We start from the raw sequence: 18,180 nt of genomic DNA, 5'->3' as shown, positions 1-18,180 counted from the left end.
TATTAGCAAGGCTTTTTTTAACCTGTTGGAATTGGTACTCTTGTGGGCAGAATTTTTTTCCCGTGTATCTTCTGCAACCAAGGATAATCTCCATGACAGAACAGGCAACGACCCGATTAAAGCCGGGTAAAATACTTGATACGCTAGGCGCAATGAAAAATAGTCTAACGCGAGTATCACAGCGTATTGCAGACTATATCCTGTTCCATCCTACAGAAGTCACTCAGCTCTCTATTGCTCAACTTTCACAAGCGACAAAAGCGGGTGAAGCGACGGTTGTGCGTTTTTGTCGTACATTGGGTTATAAAGGGTTTCAAGATTTTAAAATGGATTTGGCGATTGAAATGGCGACCTCTGATAATGAAGAGTCACCTATTCTTGATGCAGAAGTCACCCATCAAGACGATATCCATACCATTGGTTTAAAACTTCAAGCAACGATTAATAATGTACTATCAGAGACATTGAATCTACTCGATATGAAGCAAGTTCAAGGTGCTGTAACGGCTTTATTATCTGCAAACTATATTTTTATTTGTGGTGTGGGTTCTTCAGGAATTACAGCTGAAGATTTAAAAAATAAACTGATGCGAATTGGTTATCGTGTTGATGCTGTTACCAATAACCACTTTATGTATATGCAAGCTTCATTATTAAAACCCGGTGATGTTGCTATTGGAATTAGCCATTCAGGTAATTCTCCTGAAACTGTTCATGCGCTTAAATTAGCTAAAGAAGCAGGAGCCAGCACGATCGCATTGACGCATAATTTAGGCTCACAAATTATGGAGTATGCTGATCACCATTTAATTAATGGTAACCGACAAGGGAAACTGCAAGGTGACTCTATTGGTACAAAAACAGCACAACTCTTTGTATTAGATCTTCTTTATACGTTATTAGTGCAAGCTCAACCTGACATGGTGAAAGAGCAAAAATTACGAACATTGAATGCGCTAAAACAGACTCATTCTGCATAAGTTTATCTCTACATCATTGTGTGATTTTTAGTGAAAATTGGCTAAAGATCACACTTTCATTTTTCTCTTCCTTTAATGCTCATTTCGTTATTGCGTTCTGAAGTATTGCTCCCTAATATAGAGCTAAGCTCCATAAAATTAATAGAAAAGAAATTAACCTCCAAAGGAAGTTATCATGAACAAACTCTCTGGACTGATTGCCGCACCACATACTCCTTTTGCAACAGATGGTAGCGTTAATTACCCTGTCATTGATGAGATAGCAAAACACCTGATTGCAAGTGGTGTGACAGGTGCTTATGTATTAGGAACAACAGGCGAAGGTATTCATTGTTCTGTTGAAGAACGTAAGAAAGTGGCTGAACGCTGGGTTAATGCAAGTCAGGGCAAGCTTGATCTTATTATTCATACAGGTGCATTAAGTATTGCTGATACGTTAGAACTTGCTCGCCATGCCGAAACATTAGATATCAAAGCAACATCTGTTATTGGCCCTTGTTTTTTTAAACCGGGCAATGTTGATGATCTGGTTGAATATTGTCGTTTGGCTGCTGCCGGCGCACCATCTAAAGGTTTTTACTATTATCACTCCACCATGTCAGGCTTAAGCATTGATATGGAAAAATTTCTACAAGTAGCGGGTAAAGCAATACCTAATTTATCGGGTATGAAATTTAACTCCCCGGATATGTATGAATTCCAGCGTTGTTTACGCGTAGATGGTGGAAAGTACGATGTTCCATTTGGTGTTGATGAGTTTATTCCTGCTGGATTAGCCTGTGGTGCATTGAGCGCTGTTGGTAGTACATATAACTATGCTGCGCCATTATACCTTGAAATTATTGAAAAATTTAAAGCGGGTGATCATGAAGGTGTTACCGCTTGCATGGATAAAGTGATTGCGATTATTCGTGTATTAGTTGAATACGGCGGCGTTGCAGCAGGAAAAGTGGCAATGCAATTACATGGCATTGATGTGGGTGATCCTCGTCGTCCGTTACGGCCAATGACAGCAGAACAAAAAGCTGATGCGCTCGCGAAGTTTAAAGCGGCTAATTTTCTGTAATCGATTTGACTTTGATTGAGTTCTTTGTAGATAGACCCATCTTTCAACATCTCCCCCTTTGATGTGACTGTGGCTTTCAGAAGAAAGCCACTTTTTTATTCTTCTTTCTAAAGCTTGATTTTAAATGTCACTCAAACCAAAGTACGAGTTATTATTTTATTCTTAATTAAGGTGTGTGGATGGCATACGAATTTCTGACACAAGCAACACTCAAAAAATTGGCAACAGGTGAAACTTGGCAACGACAAATTAATGATGAAAGTATTATTGATGTCAGCTTAAATGCGGGGCAATTAATGATTTGTCAGCCTGAAATTGACGAAAACTTTATTCCCTTTAGCCAGAAGCTAATGACTTATTGTGAACAGCTTGCACTTCAATTTCCATTTATTGAATTTGCTCAGCCACAAGAGTTTCATTCCACATTATTAACGATTTTTAATCAACAAAATGAACAGTTTAAACTGCAACGGCCCATATTATTATCATGGTGCCATGAGATTGCAAAAATCTTTAATCAAATAAAAAGTATCGAAATTTCATTTAGTCATGTTGTCCTAACATCCAATGGCAGTTTGATATTAACGGGTATTTCAGAGGAATTAACACTTTTTAGACAGCAGATTTATCAGCAAATCCCCATTGAGAGTGAGCTTCATAAAAACATTATTCATATCACACTTGGGCGATTACGTGAGAATACATCATCAGCAGAAATGAAAACGCTTTATGATGAGTTAGAGCAGAATCGATCATCATTAATGCATTATGATATTAATATCCCTATCGTTATTCGACACCCTAAATTTGTAGTGAGTAAAGGTTCACTTTCATCTGAAGTGCAATTGGGTTTAACGATGGAATTTAATCAGCTATGGCCATTTCGATGTTATTAATAGTCAATATTAAATAGTCTTCTTCTTTTTGTGACTAAAGCAAAATGGCTAATTGGTATATAATCCAGCGATTCTTTTTATTTGGATTATTTGTTTGAATTATGAATGTAAAATATCGGGCAGATATCGATGGTTTAAGAGCAGTCGCTGTTATTTTGGTTATCTTTTTCCATTTAGATAATTGTTTAATTCCTTCAGGGTTTATTGGCGTTGATATTTTCTTTGTGATCTCTGGTTTTTTGATCTCGCTGATAATCAAAACTTCATTGTCGCAAGGTGATTTTTCATTTCGTGATTTTTATAATCGTCGATTATGGCGATTGCAGCCGCTTTATCTTGTTGTATTAATTGCAATACTAGTAATATCAGGGATTTTTTATCTCCCTAGCGATTATTTAGATATTACAAATAGCGAAAAATACGCCTCAGCCTTTCTCTCTAATAAATATTTTGCGAGAGTAACAACCAGTTATGCAGCGCAAGATGCACTCTTTTTACCACTATTGCATACATGGTCTTTAGCGATAGAGTGGCAATGGTATCTTTTCTTGCCTTTTGCACTTTATTTTCTGCATAAAATCAATATAAAAGAGAGCATTAATCCTTTTTATTTGGTGGCATTAGTCACTGTTATTTCGTTTTTTTTGGTGTTTTTTTACCAAAAAGATCAACCGAAAAATTACTACTATTTTAGTACGCGGATCTTTGAATTTATGTTGGGTGCATGTGTTGCCTACCTCCCAACAAAGATAAAACCTAACCGAAGAATCAATGATGTTATTAGCTTAATTGCGCTAGGTATAATTGTTTGGGTTGCATTTCAAAACGATATTATTGCAGGTTATCCGAACCTTAATACGTTGTATGTTTGTCTTGGTGCTGCACTCATTATTTATACCGGACAGCATGGAAGCATTATTAAAAAAATACTTTCATTAAAGCCAATCGTGATCGTTGGGTTATTATCTTACTCACTCTATTTATGGCATTGGCCATTATTTGCAGTTGCACGTTATATTGGTGTATTTAATACAGAACTGCAAAAAGGATCACTATTAGCATTAACCTTATTGCTCTCTATTATCTCTTATTTTCTTATTGAAAAACCGCTTAGAAGAAAGCGTTTAGCCTTTAAATATTCCATCACACTTCTGTTAATTATTCCTATTTTATGTGCTTTGGGGCTAAATGCACTAAATGAAAAATATCAAGGTTTTGGATTAAGGCTTGGGCAAAATTATGTTAATTTAGAAGCCAAGTTGAATCAGTTTGATTATCCAAATCGAACTAAATGCATGAATTTTGAAGCCACTGATCCAGATAAAATGTGCCATATTGGTGAAGTGGGAAGCCAGAGAAAAGCTTTTTTATTGGGTGATTCTCATGCAAATCATTATTGGGGCTTTATGGATATTTTAGGTAAAGATGCCAAGATAGATGTATATGCACAAGCAACTTCATCCTGTATTACGCTTCCTAATATTTATCTTTATGACTGGTCTAATCATAAAAATACCGTTTATCAACGTTGTTATGATCAAACAGCGAAATATTATCAACTTATCAAAAATAATCACTTTGATTATGTAATATTTGGGCAAGTTTGGAATAACTACGCGTCAAATCATGTCATTAATAAACTAGGCGATGTTAGAACCGTTGAGGAGTCTCGTAAACGCGTTGAGAAAGCGATGCGTGAAGCACTTGATCTTATTATTGCAACGGGTGCTAAACCCGTTTTTATTAAAACAGTCAATTCTATGCCAAGTGGTTTTATGACCTGTTTTTATGAAAATGCAAAATTAAGAAAAGACTTTGCAGATAATAATTGTAACCCTAAAAACTATAAAGGTGAGGGAAATACATGGATGAATCAGTTATTTGTTACATTAAAAAAGGACTATCCAACTTTAATTATCATCGATCCTAAAGATGTACAGTGTGATAAAAATATCTGTTTAACTGATATAGAAGGTGTGCCGGTTTATCGTGATGTAGGGCATATTACAGATTATGCTTCAACAATCTTTGGCATGATGTATCTAGAACGTTTTGATAATCCGTTAGTCATAGAAAATCCTTAATATGACCATCAATCGATCATCAAAATAATAAAAAAGTGCGCGGTTATCTAAGATAATGCGCACTTTTTATTTTTGAATATATTAATGATCAAGCGAAACAGAATGAACATGTTCAAGTTGTTTTAATGAGCAATAAAATTCAGGTAAGGTAATTTTTTGCCTAACCAACAGTTTTAAATTTACTTCAACACGTTCTTTTTTAATATCGCGAATAGTCAGATTTTCAATTACGTCTTTATGGCTTTTTAAATACTCAATTAAAAGAGGAACACCGCTTTCATGAGTAAATAACATACGCACTTTTATCTTACCTAAGCGTTGGTTTTTCATCTGAAATAGCACCACTTGCGGGCTAAGTTGAATAGCCATAAAAAAGAGAACAGTCACAATCATGGCATGCCAATAGAAACCCGAGCCACAAGCAATACCAACACCGGCTGACGCCCATACAATAGCGGCTGTGGTCAGGCCTGAAATTGCATCATCACGTCGATGCAATATAACGCCAGCGCCAAGAAAGCCGACTCCACTGATAATTTGCGCCGCTAATCTCATGGGATCACTACGAATATTGTCGGAAATATTGGCGTAATATTCCGCGGATTGAATAGAAACAATGGTTAATAAACAACTGGCAACAGCAATAATGACACAGGTTTTAAAACCGACAGGTTTTCCCTTTGATTCACGCTCTAAGCCAATAAGGCCACCCAAAATAAAGGCGGCCAGTAATTTAGCGATACTTGAAAGTGATAAAGGGCCAATGCTGTCAACAAACTGTATTAATACATCCATGGTTTGCTCCTAACGTTGGCTTATTCCTTTATTTTAAAACTATGGTGTTGCAATACTTTCTTGTGCTTTTTTATCTTCGTTATTTTTCTTTTTACTCACATCATCTTTAAAGAAGAAGATAAAGAATAGGGATACAACGGCGGCAACGATTGCTGGATATATCCAGAATGTTGACCACTGTGGTAATGCAGCTTCACCGGTTTCTGTTATGGTTGAATTAAAGATTTGACCACAAATAGTGGAAGCAAATAATAAGCCGAAACCATTAGAGACAATAAAGCGTAGGCCTTGTGCTTGAGCACGAATTTCCGGTTTAGCTTTGCGGTCAACATAGATATCACCAGCAGTAAAGAAGAAGTCCCAACATAATCCCTGTAACATTAATCCGATAACGATAAAATAAAACTCTGTATTTACCGCTGCATAAGAGAAGAATATTGAGCGAATGATCCAGCTAACAGCCCCTAAAAGTAATGTGATTTTGAAGCCAAACTTCATTAAGAAGAAGGATAAGACAAACATAAACAGCACTTCACAGGCGATCCCTATTTGCATAATAGACGCTGCGTTATTAAAACCTAATGCTTTAATAAAAACGGGAATATAAGCAGAGTAAGCTGTTTTTGGGATCATTAAAATAAAGATACTAAACATTAAGATCGCAAAATAACGATCTTTAAATAATGAAAGTGCGTCTAAACATAAAATATCACGAGCAGAGAATGGCTTACCTTTCGCTTTAGGTGGCGTATTAGGTAAAGTAAAGCAGTAGAAACCAAGTAAAACGCCCACAGCAGAAGCGATATACCAAGTCATAGTACTACCAGAGAAGCCCATTTCACCTAATATAAACCCGATAGCCATAAAACCGAATGTACCGAATACACGAATAATAGGGAAATATTTCACGCCATTGATATGAGAGAAACTAATACTATTTGAAAGCGCAGTTGTTGGATAAAACAATAATCCAATAATGAAAATTAAGAATAAAGTCATACCACTGTTTTGTGCCTCAATAAATTGAGGAACACAAATAATGACAGCGGCATTAATTAAATGAAGGATGCCCATGACTTTTTGTGAAGCAAAGAAACGGTCAGCCACCATACCTATAAATAATGGGGAGATAATTGTTGCGACACCTAATAAAGCGTAGGCATTACCAATAATGCTTGCCATACCATAGCTACTTAATACTAGCCCCATGGTCATATTCCATGCACCTTGCATGAAATATTGCACAAACATCATAATCAGTAAGCGAGAGGTTATTTTCATATCCATCATCGTTCTCCTCTTAATTTGTTTCTAATGTTAATCCGTCGTAGGCAACGCGGATATTGTGAGGAGCACAAACGGCTTCTAATTCGTGGTGAAGTAATTTGCCACTATGTGAAATATGCGAAACGGCAATTTGTGTATCTTGATGTAAACAACCTTGCTGTTGCAGTTTTTCTTTCGCTGCAAATACGGTTTCTAGGCTCATATGATTATCAGTACGATCTTTACCATTGAGTCCGTAAGTACATTCAAAAACAACGATATCAAGTGGTTTGTTTTCTAACCATTTCCACGTTAATTCAGGGAACCAACCAGAGTCATGGCCATAGAAAATAACCTTGCCATCTTTCTCAATATGATAAACATAGCAAAGTTCCCATTTTGCATGATTAGCGAGTAATGGCGTAATTTTATAACCATTTCTTTCGACAGTAACAAAAGGAATTAAGCAGTGAAAAGCAAAACGCTCTTTGCTGTAACCGGGTAAAACTTCGATACAACCATTAATGGCGCGATCATTACCAAAAATATGAAGGGGATGGTTAATTTCAAAACCATAACCTTCCATTCGGCTAAACAGATCGCCAACATTGAAATGATCAGGATGCGTATGAGTGAATAGAAGGCTTTCAAAATGGGTAGCATCCATTCCATCACGCATTAACTGGTAACTAAATGTAGGCGATACGTCGATTAACATAATGTCATCGACAATGGCAGAAGAGTGAGTCCTGATATCTTTCCCACCGAGTTCTCTTGCTTTCAGACAGTGTTCACAACGGCAGAAGGGATTAGGTATGCCTTCTGAGGCTGCCGTCCCTAAAAAATGAAGTTTCATAAGAAATCCCCTTATCCTATTGTTTTATTATGATTTTATTAATTATCTGGTGTTGGCTATCTATAAGATATAGATTAATTTGAACGTTCCAATAATAAAATGATGAGGATTGTTTGCCAATAAATGAAGATCAGATCAGTGATCTCTTTCAAATTAAATTTATTATATTATTGATTATTATAGTAATAATTTTTAATTGATATTGATAATTATTTATTTGCGATAAGTAAAAAGCGTTTGTTTTATCAACAGTTTAAAAATGGAACGTTCAAATTAATTAGCAGTAGTCGCGATAAATAATTCAGGTATGCTAGTAAAAGCAGAAATTGAGATGGAAAAAGGTCAATGGCAACGATTAAAGATATTGCAAAGCTAGCAGGTGTCTCTCATGGAACGGTTTCTAACGTATTGAATAAACGTGGAAATGTCAGTGTTGAGAAAATTGAAGCTGTGTATCAAGCGGCCAAAAAAATGGGCTATCAATTGAATACACAGGCTCAACTGTTAAGAACCAATAAAAGCCATAAAATTGCGATACTTTTACCTCAATTAGTTTCTGAAAAATATGCAGTTTTCTTTAATTCATTAAGGCAGTCTATTGCTCACTTCCCTGAGGTCACTTACGATCTGTTTTTAACCGACGATCTTGAAACCACAGAATTAGAGGTATTACAGAAAATTGCTGCGGGTGGTTATAAACAAGTGATCACTGTTAGCTGTCTCAAAGATGCAAATATCTATTTTGACACGTTAAAATTACCACCTTCTCAAGTTGCATTTGTTTATCGCCAGCCACTGAATACTCACAGATTTTTTACACTCGATTTTGCTCAAGCAGCAGAAGCTATTTGCCAACAGATTGCAAACACCACAGGTAAATTAGTGGGCATTTTTATGGGGAGTCGCGATTATTTAAATAATCAAAACTTTGCCAATGAATTACAAAATCGACTTTTAAAAAATGCCCCCAATAAAAAAAACGTGGTGCTTTGTGCATCAGATGAAGAGAGTTATAAAATTGCGTTTGATTTCTTTTCTCTAGAGCAAATCCCAGACATATTTATTGCTCAGGATATAGAGAAAGCACGTTATTTAACGCAAGCGAGTTATTTCGGTAGTCATAATGATTGCCCACCTATTTTTGCATTGAGCGATAATATTCCACCTGTATTAAAAGGGTTGTATTACTTTCCAATGAATTACGCTCAACTTGGATTAGAAGTCATGGATGCATTAATGCAAGTAGAGGATGAAAGTGAAATAACTGAAATTAATGTAACTTGTGTACGTAATCAAAGTGACCATCTTTATACTTTAACACCCGCCGTTATCAGTGAGGATAAAGCAGAGATCAGTCTTAATTTACTGATTTTGCCTAGCCCTTCAACGAGTGCATTAAAAAAACTACTGCCTCATTTTTATCGTCAAACAGGGATTAAAGTTAATTTAGCGATACATCCTTACGATGAAGTTTATCAAATTTTAAGTCAGTTACATTTGCATCCCTATTATGATTTATTACGTATTGATATGGCCTGTTTTCCTTGGTTTGCGGAAAGAATATTACGGCCATTAGATAAGATCGGTAATGGGCTAACGGACTTATTAAATAATTTTTCACTGCCTACTCAGCAGAAATTTAGTTTAGTGAATAATGTTGCTTATGCCATGCCTTTTGATGCCAGTGCGCAACTCCTGTTTTATCGAAAAGACTTATTTGAAGATCCTATTCTAAAAAGAATGTATTACGAAAAAACTGGTAACGAGTTAACCGTACCGACAACATTTGAAGAATACGATAATGTGACGCAGTTTTTTACTGAGCAACATGAGGAAGGGCAATTAAGTTGCCCTATGGGCGCTTCAACAACATTGGGCAGTGCTGGGTTGATTGCAACAGAGTATCTATTGCGTTATTACGCCAAAGGTGGGTGTTTAATAGGAAGTCATAATATTCCTAGATTAGAAATGCCTTTAGCGGGTGAAATATTAGAAGAATATTTAAAACAGCTGTCGATCACTGAGAATATTCATAATAAGTGGTGGAGTGAGTCGGTTAGGCAATTTGAGCAAGGGCATCTTGCTATGCTGATCGCTTATATGAATTTATTTAACGATGTTGCTCATAGCAATATTTTGCCTAAAACGGGTTTTGCACCTGTTCCCGGAAGTATTCCACAATTAGGCGGTGGTGTATTAGGCGTTTCGCGGTATAGCCAAAAATCACAATATGCAGAGCAATTTTATCGTTGGCTTTATTCCCCAATGGTTATGGATCACCTTATTTTATTAGGTGGAAACAGTAATCATCAAAATTTCAGCCATAACCAAGAGATTAGCCATCGTTATCCATGGATGACATTGGCTTATCAAGAAATTAATAAGGGAATACGCGAATCTTCGGTACCGAATGGTAAGTTATTTAATTTACGCCAAGCCGAAATTATTATCGGACAAGGGATCACTAATGTCGTTAATAATATTATGACGATAGACGAGACTATCGAATATATAAATCAGCGTTTGTTGATAGATACTCAAGGTGAGCGGTGAATCAGTTTTTATTAATAGAGATAACAAAGGTACGAGATTAAAAAGGTGTCTTCTTTTAGGGCGTTTTTGTGGGGTTTGTTATTGATATATCTAATAATTTAGTTACTATTGATCATACTCATAATGATTTTTGTATCACAACTCCTCATGAAAATCCCGCGGTTCTTTTCCTCGGAAATCTAAAAGTGACATCTATTTTTTCTCGAACTAAAGGTGAACGAGACACAGAAAATTGTGATGTGATCTTCTTGATAGTCCGCTGCCTATTTTAGATATAATTCAACGAGTTGCGTTGGATTGTCACGCCATACCACGCTGTGAGACGTGGCAATCATATCGACAGGTAAATTGAAGCCTAAAATGACATTAATCTTCGGTGTGACAAGGCGACTAAATGGCGTCAAGATATTGGCGTAATAACGTTGGCATTGCTCAAACAGCTCTGTTTGGTCAACTTTATCGTTAAATAAGCGTTCATCACAATAGTGCTGACCAAAGGCATCGTGACTAAATAAAATTGCATTCAGGGTGATGGTGATGACCATTGATTGAGTCAATCGCGTTTGCTGTGCAGTAAATTGGGGTATTAGGAATAAAAGACATCAGCTCAGTGAGTGCGCCAGCGTGATCTTCTTCTGCATGATTAATAATAATGTAATCAATCTGTTCCAGATTAATTTGAGCGCGTAAGTTTTGCACAAATTCGCGGCTAAATTTATGATCAACCGTATCAATCAGGACGTTCTTTTCTTCACATATTAGATAACTGTTATAGCTACTGCCTAATAATGTTTTGTATTCAGTGCCATGAAAATCACGAACTTCCCAGTCACGTTGTCCAACCCAATTAACATTATTTTTAACATGAATAGCCATTTTGTATTGTTCCTTCTCATTAATCTTTTCATAGGGATATGTATTGATATAATCAAGAAGCGTGATGATTTTTATCTCGTTGTTTTTAAATGATTTTTATTTTTGTGGTGATTTGAATATTGTCAATATGACTATCTTTATCATGTCAAAATGACCATAATAACAGTCATAATGACTATGAGGTGTTTTTATGGGCTTTTCCGTTGATGTGCTGGCTAAAATTGCCATTGAATTACAAAAAGATGTCGGTCATCAAGATAGGTTTCAGCGGCTGGTGACTACGCTTCGACAAGTGCTAAATTGTGATGCAGCAGCGTTGCTTCGTTATGAGCCTCATCAGTTTATTCCATTAGCCATAGATGGTCTTGTACCGGATGTTTTAGGGCGTCGGTTTTTACTTGAAGGGCATCCTCGTCTTGAAACGATAGCGCGAGCAGGCGATGTGGTTCGCTTCCCTGCAGACAGTGATTTACCTGATCCTTATGATGGGCTTATTCCAGATAGAGAACATTTAAAAGTGCATGCTTGTGTCGGATTACCATTATTTGCGGGACAAGATTTAATTGGTACGTTAACGCTTGATGGAGTGAACCCTCATCAGTTTGATACCTTTAGTGATGAAGAATTACGTTTAATTGCTGCATTAATTTCTGGGGCATTAAATAATGCGTTATTGATTGAGCAGCTCGAAAATCAAAATATGTTATTTACGCCAACTAATACGTTTAAGCCCACAGTAAAAACAGAAATTATTGGTTTATCGCCTTCGATGATGCAACTGAAAAAAGAGATAGAAATTGTTGCACCCGCAGAGATGAATATTTTAGTGAGTGGCGAAACTGGAACCGGTAAAGAGCTGGTGGTAAAAGCCATTCATGAAATGTCTGATCGTGCAGATAATCCGTTAGTCTATTTAAATTGTGCTGCACTTCCTGAGAGCGTGGCGGAAAGTGAATTATTTGGGTATGTGAAAGGGGCTTTTACCGGCGCAATTAGTCATCGTAGTGGTAAATTTGAAATGGCAGATAATGGCACTTTATTTCTTGATGAAATAGGTGAGTTATCATTATCACTCCAAGCTAAACTACTGCGTGTCTTGCAGTATGGCGATATTCAACGGATTGGTGATGATCGTAATTTACGCGTTAATGTGCGTGTATTAGCAGCAACAAATCGTGATTTATGGGAAGACGTCTTGGCGGGGAATTTTCGCGCCGATCTTTTCCATCGGTTAAGCATCTTTTCTTTGCATGTTCCACCATTACGAGAAAGAGACGAAGATATTTTGCTCTTAGTGGGTTATTTTTGTGAGCAATATCGTCAACGTTTTAACCTTACTCAAGTGATTATTAGTTCTGAATTACGTCTTTATTTATTGCACTATTCTTGGCCGGGTAATGTGCGTGAGTTAGAACATACTATTCACCGAGCAATTGTTTTAGCAAGAGCCGGAAATAAAACTGATAGCCTTATTCTACAAGTTAGCCATTTTGCTTTGGGGGCCGAAAATCCAGCTCACTCTAGTTCTCAAATGTTACCTTCTGAAGAAAAAAATTTAAAAGAGGCAACGGATGAGTTTCAGCGAGATTTAATTAAACAAGCATTGCTACGTAATAACCAAAATTGGGCGGCAACCGCGCGAGAATTATCACTTGATCCTGCTAACCTACGTCGTTTAACTAAACGCTTAGGATTAAAATTATCATAATCTTAAAAAGAAATATTCTAAATGAAAAAGGTAATTTGGGTGCGTGGTCCAAATTACCTTAAATAATTATGTTAGGATGATAAGTTGTTAATAAATTTCTATTTTCTGAATGCGTTCACCGTGATAGTTACCAGTTCTGTTAACGTGCTATAAAATTGGCTATACCCACTCATTTTTAATTTATTTAAATAGTGAGGTAGCCATGTGGTCAAATGAAGGGATAATAATTCATTAACCGCGTCTTCTCTTTTTTCCGATGCCAATACTGCCGCTTGAAATAACATCAAACCGATATGATCAACAGGCTCAGGAAAAGGCGTGTTTACTTTTAAACGTTCCCGTTTTAAAAATTCACTCAGAGCAAGGGTAGAATCCCCTTGTAATAAACCTTCAGGATCTAAATAGACCGAACCCCAAGGAGGGGCAGGTAACGCATTAGGGCCAACAAAAAGATTTTGCCATTGGGTTTTTAATTGCTCTGTATCGATAGAAACGGAATCAATTAAACGCTCACACAGACGGTTTTCAATTTTACAAGGCCACTGTGCTGCAAAATCCCCAGTTTTAAAAAAGTTGAGTGCAGTTTTATTGGTGTCATCATCAGGGGGGAATAAATAACAAATTCCCAATAAATTAAATGCAGCCGCATAATAAGAGAGCCTGCTCATAATTTTTGATACTTCCTTAAACAAACCCCAATCAATGAGGTTTGTTTTTTATTATTTCAACAATATGCTCAATCACAATTAGTGAATTGAGTAGAAAACATAGCGCAGCATAAAGTCAGCGATAATGGCGATAACACAGCCAAGTGCAAAAATAGACTCAGTTGATTTATCTTGATTTTTAGGCGCTAGGAATTTCACTAAACTATAGCCACAAGCTAATACTGCAAAGGTTGCTAATATCCAGCATGTAGTCCGTAATGAACCCATGGAGTAATAGACTTGGATAGGTGATAACGGGAATGTCACCGATTTTTGGCTATATAACGTGCTCGTTAAGTATTGCTCATAAAAAGGTTGATACAGTAATCGCCCCATTAAGCTAAATGCCATTATTCCCCATAATTGCCACTTCCAGCGTATTGGGAAAGAGGTTTGAGGTATTTCAATACCTAACTTAATTCCTACGCGTTGTAATACTTTGATCAGCAAAAAGAAAATAGCCACACCAAGCGTAAACATTGCCCCGAAGAACATCACGTAAGTGTTTGGATCCATCCATGTCAAAATGGAGGTATGGCGATAAATTGATGCCATGCAGTAAATATCAAATAGCCCAATCAGAATACTGGTACTTAATAACAGCATTGAGAGTTTGCGAGTGCGCCAGAGCCATAAAAAAGTTACGCCTAGACAGCCAACAAAAATAGCGGTGACGGCAACTTCACGACTTAGCCAAGCAGAAAAAACATTTCTAATCGCATTAGGGGCATTTAATGGCACACCTAAGTGAGTGATTGAGGCAATAGAGCCTAAACCCGCCAATCCGCAAATAACAAATAAGGCCAATAGCATAAAGCGATAGTAGCTTTCAGCATTGAGATAATGAGAAAGGCGACGAGCAAAAAGCCCTGTTGTTAGCGCAAGACCAATGGTCGCATTCATCATAAATGTGAAGATTAATAATGACCATTCATTCATTTTCTTTCTCCCTTATTATTAATTCCGTCATTGTTTGCACCCTGATGTGGGTTAATAACAAGGTTGGGATGCGTTATTTCAGGGGAAGGTAAACCTGTGACATAATCTAAATCACCATAGCGTTTACGTAGTTCATCAATAGGGCCAAATTGGATTGCACCTAGCGGGCAAGTGGCGACACAAACTGGTTGTTCACCTTTTTGCTGTAAATCAATACAAAAGTCGCATTTTGACATCTGTTTGGTTTCTGGGTTCATTTGTGGCGCGCCATAAGGGCAAGACCACGCACAAGCACCACAACCGACGCATTTGTCTGTATCTACCATCACAATGCCGTCACCTTCACGCTTATGCATTGCTGTGGTTGGGCAGTTTTTAACGCAAATAGGATCGTCACAATGGTTACAAGAAATAGATAACGTGTAAGCAAAGACATTATTGACCAGTGCGCCTTTAGGATTACGGGTATAACCACCGCCCGTGATTTCATAGACACGACGAAATTTGCGTCCGACATCAAGGTTGTTTTTATCTTTACAGGCAACCTGACACGCCTTACAACCTGAACAGCGAGCGCTGTCGATATAAAATCCTAACTGTTTGTTGCTCACAGCGGGATAAACGATAAATTTGCTCATGCTTTTGCTACCTCGACCAATAATGTTTGGTGAGCATTGCCGTGTGCCATTGCGGTGCTACGAGATGATGTTAATACGTTGGCACATCCACCTTGATCTATACCTTTTGCATCAGGTTGCCACCAAGCACCTGCTTGCAAGGCGACGACACCAGGCATAATTCGTTGTGTTAATTTGACGGGAACCATCGTGATCCCACGATCGTTATACACTTTGACTTTCTCGCCCTCTTTGATGTTTCTATCTTGGGCATCTAATGGGTTTAACCAGAGTTCTTGGCGTTGTACTTCTTGCAACCAAGGGTTGGCAAACTGCGTTGAATTTGCGCGATTACGCCCTTTCCATGTGATAAGTTGTAACGGGAATTTATCTGTTAACGTATCTTCAGGACCCTCAATAGCGGGTACGTAATGAGAGAGTGCAGGAATATCGACATTATTCATGTCATATAAGCGTTTAGAGAAAATCTCAATTTTACCTGACGGTGTTGGGAATGGGTTGTTCTCGATATCTTGGATATTTTTCTCAAACGCCACATTTTGAGTATGAGGACGATGTTTTAATAAATGACGGCGTTTAACTAATAGCTCTTTAAAGGTTGGAATACCGTCTTCCGGGCGTTTAACACTTGCGTCATCGACTAAATATTCAATCCAATCGCGGTCAGTCTCTTTACCTTCGCTAAATTGTTCACCTACGCCTAATTTATTGGCAACTTCACATAACCAATCGTAGTCAGTACGACGTTCAAATTCAGGCTCAATCACTTTTTCAGAAAGAATAATGTAGTCGCCATAACTCCATGTACCACCGATGTTCCAGCGTTCTAAGAAGCTGGTTTCTGGCAGTAAAATATCGGCGTATTTTGCACTTGGTGTCAGATAGAGATCACTACAAACAATAAATTCTACTTTCGATTCATCTTCAAGGACTTTCGCGGCATGAAGAATATCGGTATTTTGGTTTGTCATGTAGTTACCCGCCATGGAGAAAATCATCTTGATTTCAGTATCAAGTTTCTCTGCATTCAGTAACCCATTCTGTGGTGTGACTAGATTTTTATCTTCACAGGCTTGTACCCAGTTGGTGATATTGATTTTCGCTTTTACAGGGTTGGTTAATAGGCTTGGCCCTGCGATGGTTTTACGCAGTTCAGAGTTTAATGCCATACCATAACCTGCAGCCCAACCACCACGCACACCCACATTGCCCGTGATAGTCGCAAGTAATGTTGCACCACGCGCCGTCCGTTCACCACAAATATGGCGCTGAGGACCCCAGCCTTGCATTAATGCTGCCGGTTTTGTCGATGCATATTCACGAGCTAATTGTTTAATAGTATCTGCGGGTACTTTAGTGATGGTTTCTGCCCATTCAGGGGTTTTCTTAATACCATCTTTTTTACCCATTAAATAGGCAACTAAAGATTCATTTTCACCCACACCTTCTGGCATTTGGTGTTCATCAAAACCAACCGTGTATTTATCGATAAAAGCTTGATCATGCAGGTTTTCACTTATGATGACATACATCATCGCATCCATCATGGCATTATCTGTTGTTGGCAGTAACGGGATCCATTGATCAGCTAAAGAAGAGGCGGTATCAGAATAACGGGGATCAACAACAATAAATTTAGTGCCGTTTTTCTTCATTTTTTGGAAGAAATGGTTTGAATGGCCAAAAATAGTTTCGTTAGGGTTATGACCCCATAAAATCACAAGAGGGGTATTTTCTAACGTGTCGAGTGTACTACCGCTGGCTGCGGTACCATAAGTATAAGGGGTGACCGCCAGTGTATTACCGTTACTGACAGAGTGATAGTTTTCCAGAAAACCACCTGTGATATTAAACAGGCGACGTAACATATTCGCACCTGAGAAAATACCGCCAGTGACACCCGTACTTAAGCTGACAAAACGAGATGCGGGGCCATATTGCTGGTTAATACGCTGCATGTTTTGTGCAATAAGTGTGGTTGCTTCTTCCCAAGTGATACGCTCAAATTTGCCTTCGCCACGTTTTCCAACGCGTTTCATTGGGTATTTTAAACGGTCTGGATGATAGACAAATTTACGATAACCACGGCCTCGTACACAGGCACGCATAATGGGCATCTCTTCATCTAAATCAGCATCTGGGCGTGTGCTAATACGGGTGACTTTGCCATCTTTTACATGGGCACGAATGTCACATTTACCACCACAGTCAAAGCTACTACACGTTGAAACAACGCGCTCATCCTCTTCGCTTATTATTGATTTTACTGGGATAGCGTTATCTGTTGTCGCAGCAAAAGCGTTTGATGCGAGAAAAGGAAGGGTGACTAATGCTGAGCTCGCTTGAATAAAGTGACGGCGGCTAACATCGTTGAGAATGCTCTTTGTATCACTATCGTGATCGGACTGATTGCTCATAATGAACTCTACCTTAAACATAATAGGCGGATCCCGATATACCCGATACTTGATATAAAGAATGTGCGTGATTTTTCTAGGCTATGAATAAAGGGAATGTCTGGTATCCGCTGCATTATTATTGAATGCATAGATAATTGCAGAATGCTCGAAATAACCTCTGCGAGAGGGATAGTAGTTGATTAATCTTTTGCCAACATTCTAAAACCAGACAATGACATTCGAATTTCAGCCTATTTACGAGGGGTGTTAAAAGCTCGTTTTTTGATTGTTAATAGGGTTTGTTAAATAGATATCAATAAGGTTGAAATTTCATATAAGGTATTTTCGTTGTTTATATAAATATATAACGATTTTAATTATATAGGTCATTATTTGCCAGTGTGTAGAGTGTGGGAT

Annotated in this window: 13 protein-coding genes and 1 pseudogene; 6 read left to right on the top strand and 8 right to left on the bottom strand. The window is 37.7% G+C overall.

What is annotated here, in order from left to right:
* The first annotated feature begins 92 nt into the window (after nt 1-92).
* The 4 genes from B6258_RS16010 (at nt 93) to B6258_RS15995 (ending at nt 5,026) form a co-directional block, all read left to right on the top strand.
* Nucleotides 93-980: a MurR/RpiR family transcriptional regulator gene (locus B6258_RS16010; protein WP_099076089.1), complete on the top strand. Its 888-nt coding sequence runs from the start codon at nt 93-95 to the stop codon at nt 978-980.
* A 175-nt stretch (nt 981-1,155) separates the two neighbouring features.
* Entirely contained in the window at nt 1,156-2,046 is an 891-nt protein-coding gene (locus B6258_RS16005; RefSeq protein ID WP_099076088.1) for a dihydrodipicolinate synthase family protein, read from the top strand.
* 179 nt (nt 2,047-2,225) lie between these two features.
* The gene (locus B6258_RS16000; RefSeq protein ID WP_099076087.1) at nt 2,226-2,942 is read left to right on the top strand and encodes a hypothetical protein; all 717 of its coding nucleotides are present in this window, start codon (nt 2,226-2,228) and stop codon (nt 2,940-2,942) included.
* A 101-nt stretch (nt 2,943-3,043) separates the two neighbouring features.
* Nucleotides 3,044-5,026 (top strand): acyltransferase family protein, encoded by a 1,983-nt coding sequence (locus B6258_RS15995; RefSeq protein WP_099076086.1) that lies wholly within the window; start codon nt 3,044-3,046, stop codon nt 5,024-5,026.
* 81 nt (nt 5,027-5,107) lie between these two features.
* Here B6258_RS15995 and B6258_RS15990 read toward each other — a convergent pair whose 3' ends face one another.
* From B6258_RS15990 to B6258_RS15980, 3 genes are read right to left on the bottom strand one after another with little or no spacing between them, the layout of a single operon-like run.
* Nucleotides 5,108-5,821 carry an MgtC/SapB family protein gene (locus B6258_RS15990; protein WP_099076085.1) on the bottom strand — a complete coding sequence of 238 codons (714 nt, stop codon included), beginning with the start codon at nt 5,819-5,821 and terminating at the stop codon, nt 5,108-5,110.
* A 39-nt stretch (nt 5,822-5,860) separates the two neighbouring features.
* A complete protein-coding gene (locus B6258_RS15985; RefSeq protein ID WP_099076084.1) occupies nt 5,861-7,108 on the bottom strand; it encodes an MFS transporter in 1,248 nt (415 codons plus the stop codon).
* Between the two features lie 13 nt (nt 7,109-7,121).
* Nucleotides 7,122-7,943: an MBL fold metallo-hydrolase gene (locus B6258_RS15980; RefSeq protein WP_099076083.1), complete on the bottom strand. Its 822-nt coding sequence runs from the start codon at nt 7,941-7,943 to the stop codon at nt 7,122-7,124.
* Between the two features lie 345 nt (nt 7,944-8,288).
* Here B6258_RS15980 and B6258_RS15975 point away from each other — a divergent pair, with 345 nt between their 5' ends.
* Nucleotides 8,289-10,496 (top strand): extracellular solute-binding protein, encoded by a 2,208-nt coding sequence (locus B6258_RS15975; RefSeq protein WP_099076082.1) that lies wholly within the window; start codon nt 8,289-8,291, stop codon nt 10,494-10,496.
* A 200-nt stretch (nt 10,497-10,696) separates the two neighbouring features.
* Here B6258_RS15975 and B6258_RS15965 read toward each other — a convergent pair.
* Nucleotides 10,697-11,372, bottom strand: a pseudogene (locus B6258_RS15965) (MBL fold metallo-hydrolase); the annotation flags it as partial.
* Between the two features lie 190 nt (nt 11,373-11,562).
* Between B6258_RS15965 and norR the strand changes: the two are divergent.
* A complete protein-coding gene (gene norR, locus B6258_RS15960) occupies nt 11,563-13,080 on the top strand; it encodes a nitric oxide reductase transcriptional regulator NorR (RefSeq protein WP_099076080.1) in 1,518 nt (505 codons plus the stop codon).
* 98 nt (nt 13,081-13,178) lie between these two features.
* Here the strand turns inward: norR and dmsD are convergent, their stop codons facing one another.
* From dmsD to B6258_RS15940, 4 genes are all read right to left on the bottom strand, one after another.
* Nucleotides 13,179-13,748 (bottom strand): Tat proofreading chaperone DmsD, encoded by a 570-nt coding sequence (dmsD, locus tag B6258_RS15955; protein ID WP_099076079.1) that lies wholly within the window; start codon nt 13,746-13,748, stop codon nt 13,179-13,181.
* A 78-nt stretch (nt 13,749-13,826) separates the two neighbouring features.
* Nucleotides 13,827-14,726 (bottom strand): dimethyl sulfoxide reductase anchor subunit family protein, encoded by a 900-nt coding sequence (locus tag B6258_RS15950; RefSeq protein WP_099076078.1) that lies wholly within the window; start codon nt 14,724-14,726, stop codon nt 13,827-13,829.
* Nucleotides 14,723-15,364: a DMSO/selenate family reductase complex B subunit gene (locus tag B6258_RS15945; protein WP_099076077.1), complete on the bottom strand. Its 642-nt coding sequence runs from the start codon at nt 15,362-15,364 to the stop codon at nt 14,723-14,725. The genes B6258_RS15950 and B6258_RS15945 overlap by 4 nt, the downstream gene beginning before the upstream one ends.
* The gene (locus B6258_RS15940; protein ID WP_099076076.1) at nt 15,361-17,781 is read right to left on the bottom strand and encodes a DMSO/selenate family reductase complex A subunit; all 2,421 of its coding nucleotides are present in this window, start codon (nt 17,779-17,781) and stop codon (nt 15,361-15,363) included. Before B6258_RS15940 ends, B6258_RS15945 begins: the two co-directional genes overlap by 4 nt.
* Between the last annotated feature and the right edge of the window lie 399 nt (nt 17,782-18,180).

Origin of the sequence: Proteus alimentorum (genome assembly GCF_002607735.1) — a bacterium.
GTDB classification, from domain to species: domain Bacteria; phylum Pseudomonadota; class Gammaproteobacteria; order Enterobacterales; family Enterobacteriaceae; genus Proteus; species Proteus alimentorum.
The sequence above is the reverse complement of the archived record's forward strand: the minus strand, read 5'-3'. Positions and strand labels throughout refer to the sequence as shown.

Bases quoted from the DNA above. Each gene is read 5' to 3' on its own strand.
- B6258_RS16010 (WP_099076089.1), top strand. From the start codon at position 93: ATGACAGAACAGGCAACGACCCGATTAAAGCCGGGTAAAATACTTGAT.
- B6258_RS16005 (WP_099076088.1), top strand. From the start codon at position 1,156: ATGAACAAACTCTCTGGACTGATTGCCGCACCACATACTCCTTTTGCA.
- B6258_RS16000 (WP_099076087.1), top strand. From the start codon at position 2,226: ATGGCATACGAATTTCTGACACAAGCAACACTCAAAAAATTGGCAACA.
- B6258_RS15995 (WP_099076086.1), top strand. From the start codon at position 3,044: ATGAATGTAAAATATCGGGCAGATATCGATGGTTTAAGAGCAGTCGCT.
- B6258_RS15990 (WP_099076085.1), bottom strand. From the start codon at position 5,821: ATGGATGTATTAATACAGTTTGTTGACAGCATTGGCCCTTTATCACTT.
- B6258_RS15985 (WP_099076084.1), bottom strand. From the start codon at position 7,108: ATGGATATGAAAATAACCTCTCGCTTACTGATTATGATGTTTGTGCAA.
- B6258_RS15980 (WP_099076083.1), bottom strand. From the start codon at position 7,943: ATGAAACTTCATTTTTTAGGGACGGCAGCCTCAGAAGGCATACCTAAT.
- B6258_RS15975 (WP_099076082.1), top strand. From the start codon at position 8,289: ATGGCAACGATTAAAGATATTGCAAAGCTAGCAGGTGTCTCTCATGGA.
- norR (WP_099076080.1), top strand. From the start codon at position 11,563: ATGGGCTTTTCCGTTGATGTGCTGGCTAAAATTGCCATTGAATTACAA.
- dmsD (WP_099076079.1), bottom strand. From the start codon at position 13,748: ATGAGCAGGCTCTCTTATTATGCGGCTGCATTTAATTTATTGGGAATT.
- B6258_RS15950 (WP_099076078.1), bottom strand. From the start codon at position 14,726: ATGAATGAATGGTCATTATTAATCTTCACATTTATGATGAATGCGACC.
- B6258_RS15945 (WP_099076077.1), bottom strand. From the start codon at position 15,364: ATGAGCAAATTTATCGTTTATCCCGCTGTGAGCAACAAACAGTTAGGA.
- B6258_RS15940 (WP_099076076.1), bottom strand. From the start codon at position 17,781: ATGAGCAATCAGTCCGATCACGATAGTGATACAAAGAGCATTCTCAAC.